This is a genomic window from Paenibacillus castaneae, assembly GCF_002884445.1.
GTDB classification, from domain to species: Bacteria; Bacillota; Bacilli; order Paenibacillales; family Paenibacillaceae; genus Pristimantibacillus; species Pristimantibacillus castaneae.
This window is the reverse complement of record NZ_KZ614144.1, coordinates 4471496-4485555: the sequence shown is the minus strand read 5'-3', so window position 1 is coordinate 4485555 and position 14060 is coordinate 4471496. Positions and strand designations below refer to the sequence as shown.

6 protein-coding genes are annotated in these 14060 nt (G+C 46.4%); all 6 read left to right on the top strand.

Translation table 11 applies throughout. The features are described 5' to 3' along the window. The first annotated feature begins 3 nt into the window (after positions 1–3). The 6 genes from CEF13_RS20175 (at position 4) to CEF13_RS20150 (ending at position 13552) form a co-directional block, all read left to right on the top strand. Complete coding sequence (locus CEF13_RS20175; protein ID WP_102713381.1) at positions 4–7656, top strand: S-layer homology domain-containing protein; 7653 nt, start codon at positions 4–6, stop codon at positions 7654–7656. A gap of 476 nt (positions 7657–8132) precedes the next feature. After that, positions 8133–8615: a helix-turn-helix transcriptional regulator gene (locus CEF13_RS20170; protein ID WP_102713379.1), complete on the top strand. Its 483-nt coding sequence runs from the start codon at positions 8133–8135 to the stop codon at positions 8613–8615. A gap of 39 nt (positions 8616–8654) precedes the next feature. Then, entirely contained in the window at positions 8655–10403 is a 1749-nt protein-coding gene (locus tag CEF13_RS20165) for an AI-2E family transporter (RefSeq protein ID WP_102713377.1), read from the top strand. 9 nt (positions 10404–10412) lie between these two features. Next, on the top strand, positions 10413–11462 hold the full coding sequence (locus CEF13_RS20160; protein ID WP_102713375.1) for a V-type ATP synthase subunit I domain-containing protein: 1050 nt from the start codon (positions 10413–10415) through the stop codon (positions 11460–11462). Next, positions 11459–12568: an AAA family ATPase gene (locus tag CEF13_RS20155; RefSeq protein ID WP_102713373.1), complete on the top strand. Its 1110-nt coding sequence runs from the start codon at positions 11459–11461 to the stop codon at positions 12566–12568. Before CEF13_RS20160 ends, CEF13_RS20155 begins: the two co-directional genes overlap by 4 nt. 69 nt (positions 12569–12637) lie before the next feature. Beyond that, a complete protein-coding gene (locus tag CEF13_RS20150; protein ID WP_102713371.1) occupies positions 12638–13552 on the top strand; it encodes a hypothetical protein in 915 nt (304 codons plus the stop codon). Positions 13553–14060 lie beyond the last annotated feature (508 nt).

Here is a 14060-nt window from a genome sequence, read left to right as displayed (position 1 = left end):
TACATGAACAGAACGGCTTTAAGAGGAATCGCGGCTTTTCTGGTTGCCATTCTGCTGCTGACAAGCATGCCTTTGCATTCAATTGCCAGCATCGTGGGCGCGCCGAAAACGACCTCGATCCAAAACGAATATATAAAGGTTACAGTCGATAATGCAAGCGGCAGATTCGGCATTCGTACGGTAGACGGCCAGCCGATTCGGAAAAAGGACGGCAACGTCGATCTGATTTTCGAAGGCGACAATCCGGAAAGCTCCTTTACGACATTCAGAATCGATGGAACCGACTTTATTTTCGGCAATCCGTACAAGCTGGCGCCCGACTGGTTCTCGGAAGTGTCGCAGCCGGCAGTCGTCCGGAACAATAACGGGACGGAAAGCTTAATTACCGTATGGACGATTAAGGGAATAAGGATCAGCCAGATCATCATGCTGCTTCCGAATGAAGATCTGGAGAACGCAGGCAATGCACGCATTGCGTACCAGGTCGACAATAAGACGAAATCGACAGTCGAGGTCGGCGCAAGAGTACTGCTCGACACTTCTGTCGGCGGCAACGACGGTCCGGCTTTTCAGATCGGCCAGAACTATTTGCAGCCGCTCACGGTAGAAAGGCGGCTCGTTCACGAGCCGGAGACGCTGGGATACGACAAAGCGACGGACGAGCAAGCATATAACCTGCATAAGCTGCCGGCTTACTGGGTCATGAGGGACAGACTGGATCCCAGCAATCCGCTGGCGACAAATGTGATGGCATACGGCTTTAATAATATGTTTGAAGGCGGCATCAACATTGTCGACGAAATGATCGTCGGCCATTGGAGCGGACTGGCCAGTACAAAGTGGAATTACGAGCCGAACGAAAATCTGGACTTTACGCAAAACACGAATGCGTACGGGACAGCCGATTCGGCGGTCGCCTACTATTGGAATCCGGATTCGATCGCGGCTGGGGCAAGCAATACTTATGAAGTTGTATACGGCTTGGGCGAGATCGTGGAGCCGGACAAAGTGTTCGACGTCCGGTTCCTGGATCCGGTGCTGAAGCTGGAGACGAACAAAGAGGAAACCGGCTATGTGAATAACGGAATTTTCGAGATCAACGCGGAGATCGAAAATATGGCTATGTACGATATGGAGCATAGCAAAATTAAGGCTACGCTAAGTTTGGAGAACGGGCTGAGGTTTGTGGATGAGTCGGGACATGAAACGGGCTCCACGCAAACGCTGGACTTCCGCAAGGATATCCCGCCCGAGAAAGCGGCGCAAGGCGTAGAGGTCATTCCGTACACGCCTGGAGAGATCATCTCGGCGAAGTGGAGGGTGAAGGCTGATGGGAAGCCTTGGCCGACGACCAAACAATATTTGTTGACGGTAAGCAGCCCCGAGACCGAAAAGAAGCTGGAGAGCAAGCTTCAAGAGGCCGGCCAGGAGCAAGAGTCCGAAATCCGGGCGATCTATGAATCTTCGAAAGCGAATTTCGTATTTCTTCCTCCTGTAGGAGAGCTGCGGCCGACGCTTCTGTACAGCATGACTCCGGACGAAACATACGATAAGGATGACAAATATATTTCGCTGAACGTATCGAATATATCGGCGTATGAACCGGGCAGCAAGGAGACGGGAGCCGCCGCCAACTTCGATCTTTATTTGAAGAACGTGGCAAGCGGAGAACGCTACAAAGTGCCCGTGTCGGAGTCGGTGACGACGCGGCCGCTCGGCAACGGCTTCTCGGGCGATATGCGCATCGTATTCCGCGGCGGCGACAAAGTAGACAAGAACGGCCGGACGATCGAGACCGTGGACGGCAAAGGATTGCCGCTCGGGGAGTATGCCGTAGCCGTAGACTTCAAAGACAAGTCGAACCCGGACATCGCGGAAGCGCTAAGCTTCGAGACGAAAGAGACGTTCCATGTGACGCAGAACGTGGAAGCCAGCGTTCGCAAGGCGAGCGTATTGGCAGTGTACAAGTCGGTGCTCGATCTGACGCAGAGCGGCAGCAGCGACAGGGAGAAGTTCGCGGAAGCGCTGCCGGGGACATATAGCGGATTAAGCGATGCGGATTTCACCGCCCGCAAAGCTCAAGACAAGGCGATCCTGAGCGACGCCGGGAAGGCGATCGCGAAAGCGGCCAAAGCCGTGACTCCGGAGCTGCGCTTGGATCGGGCGATTGATGCTGCGGCCGTGCCGGTTTACGGCGTGCGGGCATTTCAATCGGAAGCGGAGTTCGAAGCATTCGCGAGTAAGCTGAAGATGCAGGACGAGCGCCAGGAGATCGTGCTTGAAGTACGCGGCAATATCGTGCAATCCGGTACAGGCGCCAATGCCCAGTATACGGTGAGAACCGATCCGGAGCCTGCCGTCATCAACCGCAGCGTCGCTTACAGAGGCAAAGAGTTGAGCTTTCCCGTCGGCGAGTTTCCGCTTGCTTCCCGGATTAGCGCGAATACGAAAACGCCTTTCCTTAACACGTTGTTCGCGTCCGGAGAAGGAACGCTTAGCGTCGCCAACAGCGGCTTCGTTTTCTACAAGGGAGAATGGACGGTTGATTTCTACAACGGCTTCGAGAAAACCCTCGGAACCGGGTCTAAGCTGTCGGCGGAACAGCAGGAATGGGAAAAAGCAAGAAATCCGGAGGACAACACGCTGAACGGCAGCCTAGGCTGGGCGAACGGATTGATCGGAGATTCGCTGAATCCTTATCGCGACCTGCTGGTGTCCTATGTCTACTTCAATCAGCACTCGCTGTTTGCTACCCCGAGCTTTTCCATTCAAGGCTTTGGGCTGCAGCTGAATGATTTTGTGCTGAGACAAGACGGCGTATCCTTCGGAGGATTCGTGAAGATGGTCATTGTCGACGGCGAAGTGAAGAATGTCATGTTCAACGAAGAGGGCTTCGTCGGCATTGATGCTTCGCTCAAGTTCGAGCTGGGCAAAGCGCTGGGACTGCTCAAGAAGGACAATAAGGACGATATCGGCGGCGAAATCAACATTACGCAATATAAAGATCCGAAGAAGTACGATGTTCAGAACTATTACGGAATCAAATTTAACGCAAAAATCGAGCATGTCATGGCAATCCAGGCGGAGCTTGCCTTCAAGCAGGTTGCGGACGGCCGCATCCTGCCCGACGTCATCGCTTTCGGAAGCGATTTGCCCGATCCGGGCGTCGCTGTGGGGCCTGGCGCTTTTATTACGAGCCTGAGGGGCGCGATACGCGAGTTGGCCGATACGATTGCCGGAGGAGACGGCAGAATTCCGCTTACGCTGGAAGCGGGCATCGACATGAAGTTTGGAGTCAAGCCCGCCGTGTTAAGCGGCGCGGTCGATCTTACGCTTAAGATGACCGGTATTAAAGTGGTCGGAGCGTTGTCGTTGGGCGAGGATGACGAAGCCATCAAGCTGCTTACGGAAGCGCTGATTCAAATGCAATGGGTCAGCCCGATGTTCTTGTCGGCCAGAGCGACCATCGATATCGGAGGCTGGGGCATTATCGTCGGTAAAGCGAGCTTGTTCATCGGAGAAAACCTGGAGAAGCATCGCACGGACTTCGAGGGAATGATCAGCGGACGGATTCAGGTGCCGAGCAGCGTGCCGATTGTCGGCGGAATCGGGTTCGGCGTTCATGCCGGGGCTAATAATGACAAGGTGTGGGCGGGCATTTCCGTGCTGTTCGTAACAGTAGGCGTTACCTATTATTGGGGCGGAGGCATTGAGTTCGGTACCGATGGCAATACAGAGGGCAAAGATGCGCTGATGTACTTGCTCGTTCAGGATCCGGAGCTGGGACCTCGAGTAATGGCGATTGGCAGCGGCATCGAAGTGCTGGCCACTTCGTGGGAGAACGAGGAGACGGAGAAGCAAGAGATCACCTATCGGTCGATCGGCGACGGCGTTGCGTTAATCGATGACGGGTCGCAAAATTTGGGCATCGGAGGCATTATTACATCGGGCGGCGCCAAGGTTCATGCCATTCCGATGAATAAGGTGACGGGAGACGCATTGATCGAAGTGGAATACTACGATACGAAGCGCCCGAAGCTGACCTTGACCAGAGCGGATGGCAGTGCCTACGATATCGTAATCGGGGATATTACGAATAAGAATGCGAAAGCATTCGAACAGATTATCAAGGCGGCCAAGGAAGGCGATCTGAAAAGCGACGGCACGAAGGTCACCAAGCAGGAAGCGCTTGCGTCTACCGATGTGCGTAGAATTTATATCGCCGTGCCGGAGAGCGAAGCGAAAACCGGCAGCTGGACGTTGACTTCGGATCAGCAGATCCGCACCAAGCTGATGAATCTGCCGGTTCAACCTGCTCTGACCGGAGCTTTCATCGAACAAGGCTCGGATAAGGACAAGTTCACGGCGAAGTGGACGGTCAAGAATGCAACGCCGGGAGATACCGTCAGCCTTTATCTATCGAAGGATAAAGTATCGGATGTGCCGAATCCCGATCAGGAGATCGATCCCGGTCTACTAATCGCTAAGGACATCGCGATCAAGGCGGAGAACATCGCGTCGGACGGCACCGCTTCGGGCGAGCTGGCTATCGACGCGGCGCAGGTAAGCGGCCTGGGCGGGGCAGACATCCGTGGGCTGCTGCCGCAAGGAGACTATTACTTGCGGGCGGAGCTGAAGACGGAGACGGCCTTTTCCGTCAAGTCGTCCGCTGGGACGTTCAGAATTATCGATCCGCTCGCGCCTTCGGAAGTGAGCGCCGTCTCGCTAAAAGCGGCAGGCAACGGACAGTTCGAGGTTGCTTTCCCGCCAGTGGCACATAAGAGCGGTCAGGAGAACGCGCAGTATGGCTACCTGATTACGGCCAAGGATGACAAAGGCAATCTCTATGAGCCGTTCGGAGAAGTGATGTATACCGAGGAGCAATTGGATAGCGTCTTGAAGGATGGAGAGTACAGATTGAACATTGGCGGCTGGAACCTCGTCGGCAAGCCGAAGATGGACGACAATGGCAATATTGTGCGCGATGAGCGGGGCAGCATCGTAATGGAGAAGGTACAGGATCGCTATACGGGGCTTGAGACCGGCAAAAAGTACAGCGTCGGCATCGCAACTGTTAGAATTCCGACCGAGGAAGACGGGGCGAGCCCGAACATGCGGTTTGCGGAAACCGTTTATTCCGAGAGCAAGCTGCTCCCTGTACCGTCCAAGCCCGTCCTCTCCATTAACGGCAACGCGATTCATAACAACCGTTACGATCTGACGGTCAAGGAGACGACGCAGCAAATCGAGGTGGCTGCGAACCAGCAGGGTGTTGTCGTCGAAGCTATAGTGGATGACGCCGTGCTTGGCAGCGTTAATCTCTCTGGCAGTGGCAACAGCGGCAAGCTTGTCTTGAGAAACTTCAACACCGACGGCACTTATGCGGTGGAACTGCGGGCGCGCAACGTGAATACGGGTGACTACTCCGTATCCATGCTTTATTTGACGGTCGATACGACTGCGCCGATGATTTATTTGGACGCGCCGGACGACGGTTTTAGAATCAATGGGGGCAAGATTGCGTTCAAGGGGACGACCAATACCGATGCGACCGTTACGGTGACGAACGCCAATACGGGCGCGAAGCTGGCTTCCATCAAGCCGGATGCGAAAGGTCATTTCGAGCAGAATGTTCCGGTTTCCTCTGCGGACAAAGTGATGAAAATCCGTATTGAGGCGATCGATGACGCAGGCAATGCCAACAGCGCAGTGACGGAAGCAATCAACGAAGATCTGAAGCTGCCGAAGAAACTGACGCTTGTCGTTCCGAACGAGATCGTAACCGGCGGCGCTCCCGTCGCGCTTAAAGCGAGAGTGCAGTATACGGACGGCAGCGAAGAGCCGGTAGACAGTTCGAAGCTCGTATTCAGTGTAGAACAAGGCGATTCCAACGTAAGACTGACGGATGACGGAATGCTGACGGGACGCAGGGAAGGAAGCGCGCTCATCCGGGTCGATTACAAGGCTTGGGAAGGGCTGCAGTTGAGCAGCTATGACGTGGTCGGAATCACGCCTTCGCAGGGACAACTCGTCCCGACCTCGATGGGGGTAATTAAAGCGATCACGGCTGGCACAGGCAAAATGGGAGAAACGCGCGTAATTATACAGTCGTCCGGGCATGACGGCAATATGGCCGGTAGCGAGCTGGCTTACAAAGTCTACGTCGATGGGCAGAAGGCTTCGATCCCGCTATTCGATCAAGATATTACATCGTGGAAAAGCTTGCCGAGCAACGGAATCATCCCTGCCAAAGATGGTAATCTGATCGTTGTAGCCAAGCGAACGAAGGATGAGCCGAAGCTGACCGTGGCAGCTTCGTCGTCGATCAGAGCGTATGAGTATACGGAAGCGCCGAAGGGAACATCGATTACCGTCGGAGGGGTTGTCATCGCCTTGGGCAAGAATGTACAGGTCCCGTTGATGCTTAACGGGGTTCTGACGGAAGGCATACTTCTGGCCGATATCGAGGCAAGTAACAATGCCTACAAAGTAGCAGTCAAGCCGGTGCGAGACAAGCTGCTTGAAGCGATCGGCAATGGACATCTGACGCTATCGTTCCCAATGAAGGGTGCTGTCGACACGCTTGACTTCCAATTGGATGCTGAATTGGTCAAGCGTATGCAAGACAAGGACGTTACGCTTGAAATCGAGACGGATATCGGCAAGTATATTCTCTCGCCGAATGCCATTGACTTGGCTGGGTTGAGCAAGCAATTCCCTGGAATCAACCTGAAGGATATCCAATTGACGATTAAGGTAGCGAAGCCGGCGGAAACTTATATGAAGCTGGCGGAGCAGGTCGAGAAAAAAGAGGGCGCGAAAGCAATTGGCGAGCTTGCTGAATTTTCGATTACGGCAAACGCGAGCGGCAGGACGGAAGAAATAAGGCAGCTCGCATCCTTCGTGCGAAGAGAAATTCCGCTTCCTGACGGCGTTACCGAGAGGGGCGTTACAACGGCGGTCGTCATCGAGCCTAACGGTTCGGCGCGTCACGTGCCGACCAGCCTGCAAGTACATGAGGGCAGATATTATGCGCAGATCAGCAGTATAACCAACAGCGTGTATGTGCTGATCAGCAATTCCCGTACGTTCAAGGATACGACTAAGCATTGGGCATCCGATGCGATCAATGATTTGGCTTCGAGATTGATTGTGTCCGGCGACGGCAATGGAAACTTCAAGCCTTCTTCTGACATGACGCGCGCGGAAGTTGCCGCTATCCTGGTGAAAGCACTGGGACTTACGACAGTGAAGCAGGAGCGTTCACTCTTTAGCGACGTGTCCGTAAACGACTGGTATTACGATGCTTTGCATACGGCCAATCAGTACGGGCTGATCAGTGGGTACGGCAACGAACGGTTCGGTCCGAAAGACAAGACGACCCGCGAACAGGCGATGGTCATTATCGCGAAGGCGATGATGCTAGCGGGACTGGATTCCGCACCAAACGAGTCCGAGATGAAGCATCTACTCGGCAGCTTTAAGGATTCCGCGAAAGCATCGGCATGGGCGAAGGAAGGCATAGCATGGACCGTTAAATCAGGCGTTATCACCGGCCAGAAAGCCGATTTGCTGGCCCCTAAGGCCAACATGACGAGAGCAGAGTTCGCGGTTGCAATTCGCAGACTGTTGCAGAAAGCGGAGTTTATCGACTAGGCTGTGTACGCGGGGAACATGCGATGACGGCAGTCGCCAAGGTAATGTAGGTTGCCGGCTTGAAAGATAAGCTTCCGGAGCAATCGACAGACACGGCGCTTCGTACGTTCGTGCACACGGCACGGTAGTGGAATACGGTTGATCGAAGGTTGGCATTATCGAAAACGTGCAAGCCGGCATCGTTCGGATACTGCTTCTATAGTTCAATCTGATGTTACCACTCAATAGCAAGAGCCTTCGAGCCGATGAGGTTCCGAAGGCTCTTGTTTGTTCGTAAGATCTTGGGAGGCGGGATTCACCTCGCCAGTCTGTACGTCTCGTCGCTTTATGTGCAACCGTAGATGTGTTCCTTGCTAGAGATCAGGTTGAATGTTCTTGATGATGTCTTTTTAGAGATGAAAATAATTTATTTAGTCAAATAAATTGACACGATAAAATTGGATTGATATTATGGTAGCAGATGGGGGTGGGAGAAAATGGAAACGAGGAATAAACAAAACGCTCAGATTGCTTGTTTACAAAAAAATCTATCTGCAATCAGAAAAATTGCAGGATGGACGTCTGAGCAACTCGGCGAAAGAATTGGCGTTACGAAGCAAACCATTAGCAATCTTGAGAATGCAAAAACTTCGATGACACTAACTCAATATATTGCAATTCGATCAATCATTGATTTTGAAATCCAAACAAATAAGGAAAACACTGTCTTGCCGCAAGTTGTAGATATACTACTTAATAGAGAGGAAGAGTATACCGACGAAGAGCGTGAGAAAATATCTGAAAGTGTAAGGACTATTGCAGCTACTGCTTCAGGAGGAATAGGCGGGCCAGCTTTAGCAGCTGTTAGTGCAGGATTATTTGGAGGAATTTTAGGTACCCCACTTTTAGCTATTGGGGGAATTGTAGCCGGCTCTACATGGCTAGCGAAAATTCTAAAGGAAAAAGACAAAAATAAATAAAAATAAATTTATGCCGACGGGCTGACGCAGGGGTGAAAGATGGCGAACGAGAATGAGATGTTAGAAATTACAGAAATCGAAAATGCAGATTCGTTCGATTTTAATGAGTTGGAAACTAAATTGCAAAACGATTTGGATTCACAACTATCGGAACTGGAACTTTTGAAAGAAGATCGAGAAAAAATAGGCAGTCCCGAAAATTTAGGAAATACTGTTATGAATGTGGTTTGGGAACAATTTCTTAATCAGCTGACAGCTACTGCTGGCGAAGACTTTATTAAAGATAATCGTGGTCTAACGTTGGATTTGAGGAATAATGCCCATATTCAAACAACAGAAAATTTTGAAAACGGTAAGATAGCAAAACATAATAATAAAATAGATTACCAAAAACGGCATGACGATTGGCAAAATAATTTCCAAAGTGAGGATAATGGCAATATTGAAAAATATCAAAAAGTCAATTCAGATAATATTAAGATATATCGAAAAGACGATAATGGTAATATTGAGAAATATGATAAAAGGAGTAAAGCCTACAAAAAGGTTTTAAAGAAAGATGCCCGTGAGGCGTTTGATAAAAATAGGGATAAGGGTTCCGCCGCCGTAAATAAAGACCATACCGTATCGGCGGCGGAAATTATACGGGATCCTGAAGCAAACGCCCATCTCGACAAACGAGAACAAATTGATTTTGCAAATAGCAATAAAAACCTTAAAGACTTGGATGCTGCGGCCAATCAATCAAAAGGTGATAGCAAAATGAAAGACTGGCTGAATAGCGAGCGAGATGGAGAAAAACCAGCAGAGAGGTTTAGCCTTGACGAAGAAAAATTAAGTGAAGATGACAGGATTGCCCGTGAAGAATACGAAAATCGGAAAGAAGAAGGGGAACGCAAATCCATTGAGGCGGGAAAGCAATCCCAAAAAGAAGAAGCGTTCAGAATAACGGGCAAAGCGCTTAGAACTGTAGTAATGCAGCTTCTTGCAGAATTAATAAAAGAAGTAATCAGAAAATTGATTTTATGGTTAAAGACAACCCAAAAGAATCTGGAATCCCTGCATAATACCATTAAGTCGGCGATAAATTCATTCATTAGCAAGTTAAAAACGCATTTAGTAAGCGCCGGAAGCACGCTTATCACCACTATTGCTACAGCCATATTGGGACCTATTGTGAGAACCATTAAGAAAGTATGGACTATGCTTAAACAGGGATGGAGGTCGCTCAAAGAAGCAATTACCTATCTTAAGAGTCCAGACAACAAAAATAAACCATTTGGCAGACTGATACTTGAAACAGGGAAAATAGTAATCGCGGGGTTAAGCGCGACTGGTACGCTTGTATTAGGAGAGGTTATTGAAAAAGGTTTGATGTCAGTACCCGTATTTGCATTTGAGATTCCGATTCTTGGCAGTTTGGCCAGCTTAATAGGCCTGTTTATGGGCGGCTTGGTTGCGGGGATTGTAGGCGCAATTGCAATGAGCTTGATTGACAAAGCTATCGCCAAGCAACAGATGGCGGAGGCGGTAAATAAAGAAGTGAATAAAGGCAACGAGGTATTAAATACACAAAATGCGGTTATCGCCCTAAATGAAAATAAGCTGGAACATACTAAAAATAGTGTTGCTAGTTCTATACAGGAGAGGCATGAAATTGCCGCAAATATTATTAAAGAATCTTTAACAAATATCCATGATGAAAATGTCAATAATGAAGTTGCTGTCAGCGGAAATGAAGTTGCATTTGACAATATGCTTGATATTCTAAACAATTTATCGAAATAGAGGTATAAAATGGACCAGCTTACAATTCAAACACACGACTTCAATAATGCAAAAAAACAACTTAAACAATTCTCCGAAAAAATACCAGCGAGTGTAGATTTACAAACGGTTGCCTCAAAGGGGGGAATATTCAATTGGTCTGACCACAAAGTAACAGGCAACGAACTTAATCATTTAACGTCCCAAATTCAAAAACATCTAATCACTTTGAACAACCTGCATATTGAATCTATAAAAGAATTCGGTCAGGTTTACAAAGCGTTAGAAGCGTTGGATAAAGATTATATCCAAGCTATAATTCTGTCAATCAAGGCAGCTGAAAAAGCAAGCAGCCAAGCGAAGGAGAGCGCTTTTGAAGCCAAAAAAAATAGCGTCGATATCGCTAAAACAATAAAAGTGCAAACACAGATGATAACTGTTTTGAGTCAATTCAAAGAGCAAATTGATAAATACGAGCAGCTTAAAAATATCGATGAAATATGGAGCGACAGCCAGACATTTAAGAAAGACATTAGATCAATTAGTCTCGGAATCGAAAATATTGTTGAATCGATAGAAGGGCAAACGAAGACGATAAATGCTTTGGAACAGTTCAAAGAACAAATTGATAAATACGAGCAGCTTAAAAATATCGATGAAATATGGAGCGACAGCCAGACATTTAAGAAAGACATTAAATCAATCAGTCTCGAAATTGAAAATATTGTTGAATCGATAGAAGAGCAAACGAAGACGATAAATGCTTTGAAACAGTTCAAAGAACAAATTGATACATACGAGCAGCTTAAAAATATCGATGTAATATGGAACGACAGCCAGACATTTAAGAAAGACATTAGATCAATTAATATCAGAATCGAAAACCAAAAAGAAGAAATTGACATTGAAATCAAAGAACAAATAAATTATGTACGTAATCTGCTAGATGAAGCTAAAATGAATTATGAGGATCGAAGCAAGAGACTATTAAAGAAATTGAAAATTGCCTATATATTAGCAGGGAGTTCTGTCGGGATTACTTTGATTAATTTTGTTTTGTATATATTGGGGATTATATGATAGAAAATAAATATAAAAATGATTTATTAAACTATGCTTCGAAACTAGACGCGCTGGTTGAGGGATATGGAAAAATTACCGAATATGCGACAGCTATTGTAGAAAAACAGGATGAAGCAAGGACAATAATGCTGCTTAAAAAAATATCCATAGTAGTTGATTCAGGTAAATATCCTATGGAAGTTAAACAAATATCAAATGCATTAAAGGATAGTTTGATTAAATATTATGGATATATGAAAGTACTGGATATTTGTAACCAGGATCAAATGGACGAAGAGACGCGAACATTGCCTGAATTATTAGCAGAATTAAATCAATTGATTGGACTGAACAGAGTTAAAGAAAAGGTTAATAACCTAATGGCCTATCAAAAAGTACAGAAATTGCGTGAGAACCAAGGATTAACCACAGCAAAAAACACCCTTCACCTTGCTTTTACGGGAAGGCCAGGAACAGGAAAAACGACAGTGGCAAGGATTGTCGGGCGGATTTATAAACAAATAGGATTACTTACAAAAGGTCATTTTATTGAAGTTTCTAGAACGGATTTAATAGCGGGTTTTCAAGGGCAAACGGCATTAAAAGTAAAAAAAGTTATTGAAAAAGCAAAAGGCGGCGTGTTGTTCATTGATGAAGCCTATAGCATAACAGAGAACGACCACAGCGATTCTTATGGGCGGGAATGCTTGACAGAATTGACAAAAGCATTGGAGGATTATCGAGACGATTTGGTTGTAATCGTGGCTGGCTACACAGAGTCAATGAATAAATTCTTTGAATCGAATCCGGGGCTTAAATCACGTTTTAACACATTTATCGAGTTCGATGACTATACGGCTGACGAGCTGGAAGAAATTTTAACCATGATGTGTAAAAACAACGATTATGTTTTAAGTGAAGAAGCGAGAAGCAGAATCAAACAAGCTTTAAACAATCAAGTAGCCGCGAAAGATGAGCATTTTGCTAATGGGCGTTTGGTTAGAAATATATATGATGATATAGTAATGAATCATGCAAAAAGAGTAGTAGATATTAATGAACCGAGCCATGAGATCTTATCCTTAATAACCGATGAAGATTTTATAATAGATGGGAAGCTGTGAAGCACTTCCAAGAAGACATCAAATCCAGAAACTTAAGATAGATTTTCTTTACGACTCTTAAGAGGGCTTATGTATCTGATTGAAAAAGAAAAGAAAGTTAAATCACAAAAAAACTATATACAACACTTTTCAACAAGAATTCCATGGAAGGATAACGATTATACTGGGCGAATTGACGATAAACCGAAGTATAATGTAGCTGCTCAAGTAATCCCCAACATTGCAGCATCACGGGACTTAGAGTTTGAGGAAACAAATAAAGGTAAAAGTTACGAACAGGTAGGAACAGTAAGAATGCAAAGCTGGATTACAGAGAATGCCGCGTTCATGAGTGATACCAAGCTTTATCTTAAAATGAACCATCCATATAAAAAAGGAAATGCTAAGTTCAAGCATTTCGAAGAAACAATTTTCGAGATGGATTCCTATTCATTCTTATTGCGCCTCTTTTCATGGACTTTAAAGGATAATGCTAATGAGAAACAAAAGTATTACAATTTTAACTTTGACTTAGAAAAAACAGAACAAATGCTGAACTGGTCAAGTACATGGGTATCGCATGGAGAATCTCAAAAAGGGATTTTTGATTACTTCTTTTCCGGGATTAATCCGCACAATTCATTGATATTTCCATATTACAAACAAGTCCCATTTATTGAAGATAATCGGCGTGTAATTGCAGGAATGGGAAATATATCATGTAATGTAAAAATTCATGAGTATGAGTCTGATGGAAGTAATGACGAAAAAAACTACATTTGGGAGACGAATGTAGCTCATTCGATAAGAGTTGATGGCAAAGATGGCTTTTTAATGCCATATCTTGAAATTTCCGAGTATGTAAAAGAGCATACTGAATTTGATGTATCGAGTGTCACATTGTTTGAAGCGGCAGGTTTTAGATCGGAATTTTCATATGCAGTTGAATGGGTCAGCTACGCTGCGGCTATTGATGTGCTAAATATCAAGCGAAAATTGCATTGAAAAATATAGCTAAACTCAAGCTAAAAGAAGCTAATCATGAATGGGTTAATGTTCAACTTGAATATACTGTTAATCAATTAAAAAGCGTTTGGAATCACTCATCTAAGATATCCGTCTTATTGGGGAGAGCTGGGACGGGTAAAAGGCTTATAAGATGCCAAGCCAACCTAGTTCGAGTATTGCCAAAACAGTTATCGATAAGCGCCGATTTAGAGCTATGGTGATATTTGTTTTAGTGAAATTTGATAATTACAGAGGATGGATTAGACGAAAGTATGGATGCAACGTTAATAGAGAGTAAAATTCAAACATGGATAAAAAACAGTTGATTTTCAGGTACCAGGTTCTACACGATATTAAATTGTGTCAGAATCCGGTACCTAAGAGATGCTATGTTCCCGCCTACCGATAGCCCAAAATACCGTAAATATGTTTCCGAGAACGGACAATTACCTCATCGAGTGAGACTATACCAAAAATTGATGCGGCGTTATAAATTAATTATTAT

What these genes read in the sequence shown, in the direction of transcription:
- CEF13_RS20150 (WP_102713371.1), top strand. Translation starts at nt 12,638, where the DNA reads ATGTATCTGATTGAAAAAGAAAAGAAAGTTAAATCACAAAAAAACTAT.
- CEF13_RS20170 (WP_102713379.1), top strand. Translation starts at nt 8,133, where the DNA reads ATGGAAACGAGGAATAAACAAAACGCTCAGATTGCTTGTTTACAAAAA.
- CEF13_RS20175 (WP_102713381.1), top strand. Translation starts at nt 4, where the DNA reads ATGAACAGAACGGCTTTAAGAGGAATCGCGGCTTTTCTGGTTGCCATT.
- CEF13_RS20155 (WP_102713373.1), top strand. Translation starts at nt 11,459, where the DNA reads ATGATAGAAAATAAATATAAAAATGATTTATTAAACTATGCTTCGAAA.
- CEF13_RS20165 (WP_102713377.1), top strand. Translation starts at nt 8,655, where the DNA reads ATGGCGAACGAGAATGAGATGTTAGAAATTACAGAAATCGAAAATGCA.
- CEF13_RS20160 (WP_102713375.1), top strand. Translation starts at nt 10,413, where the DNA reads ATGGACCAGCTTACAATTCAAACACACGACTTCAATAATGCAAAAAAA.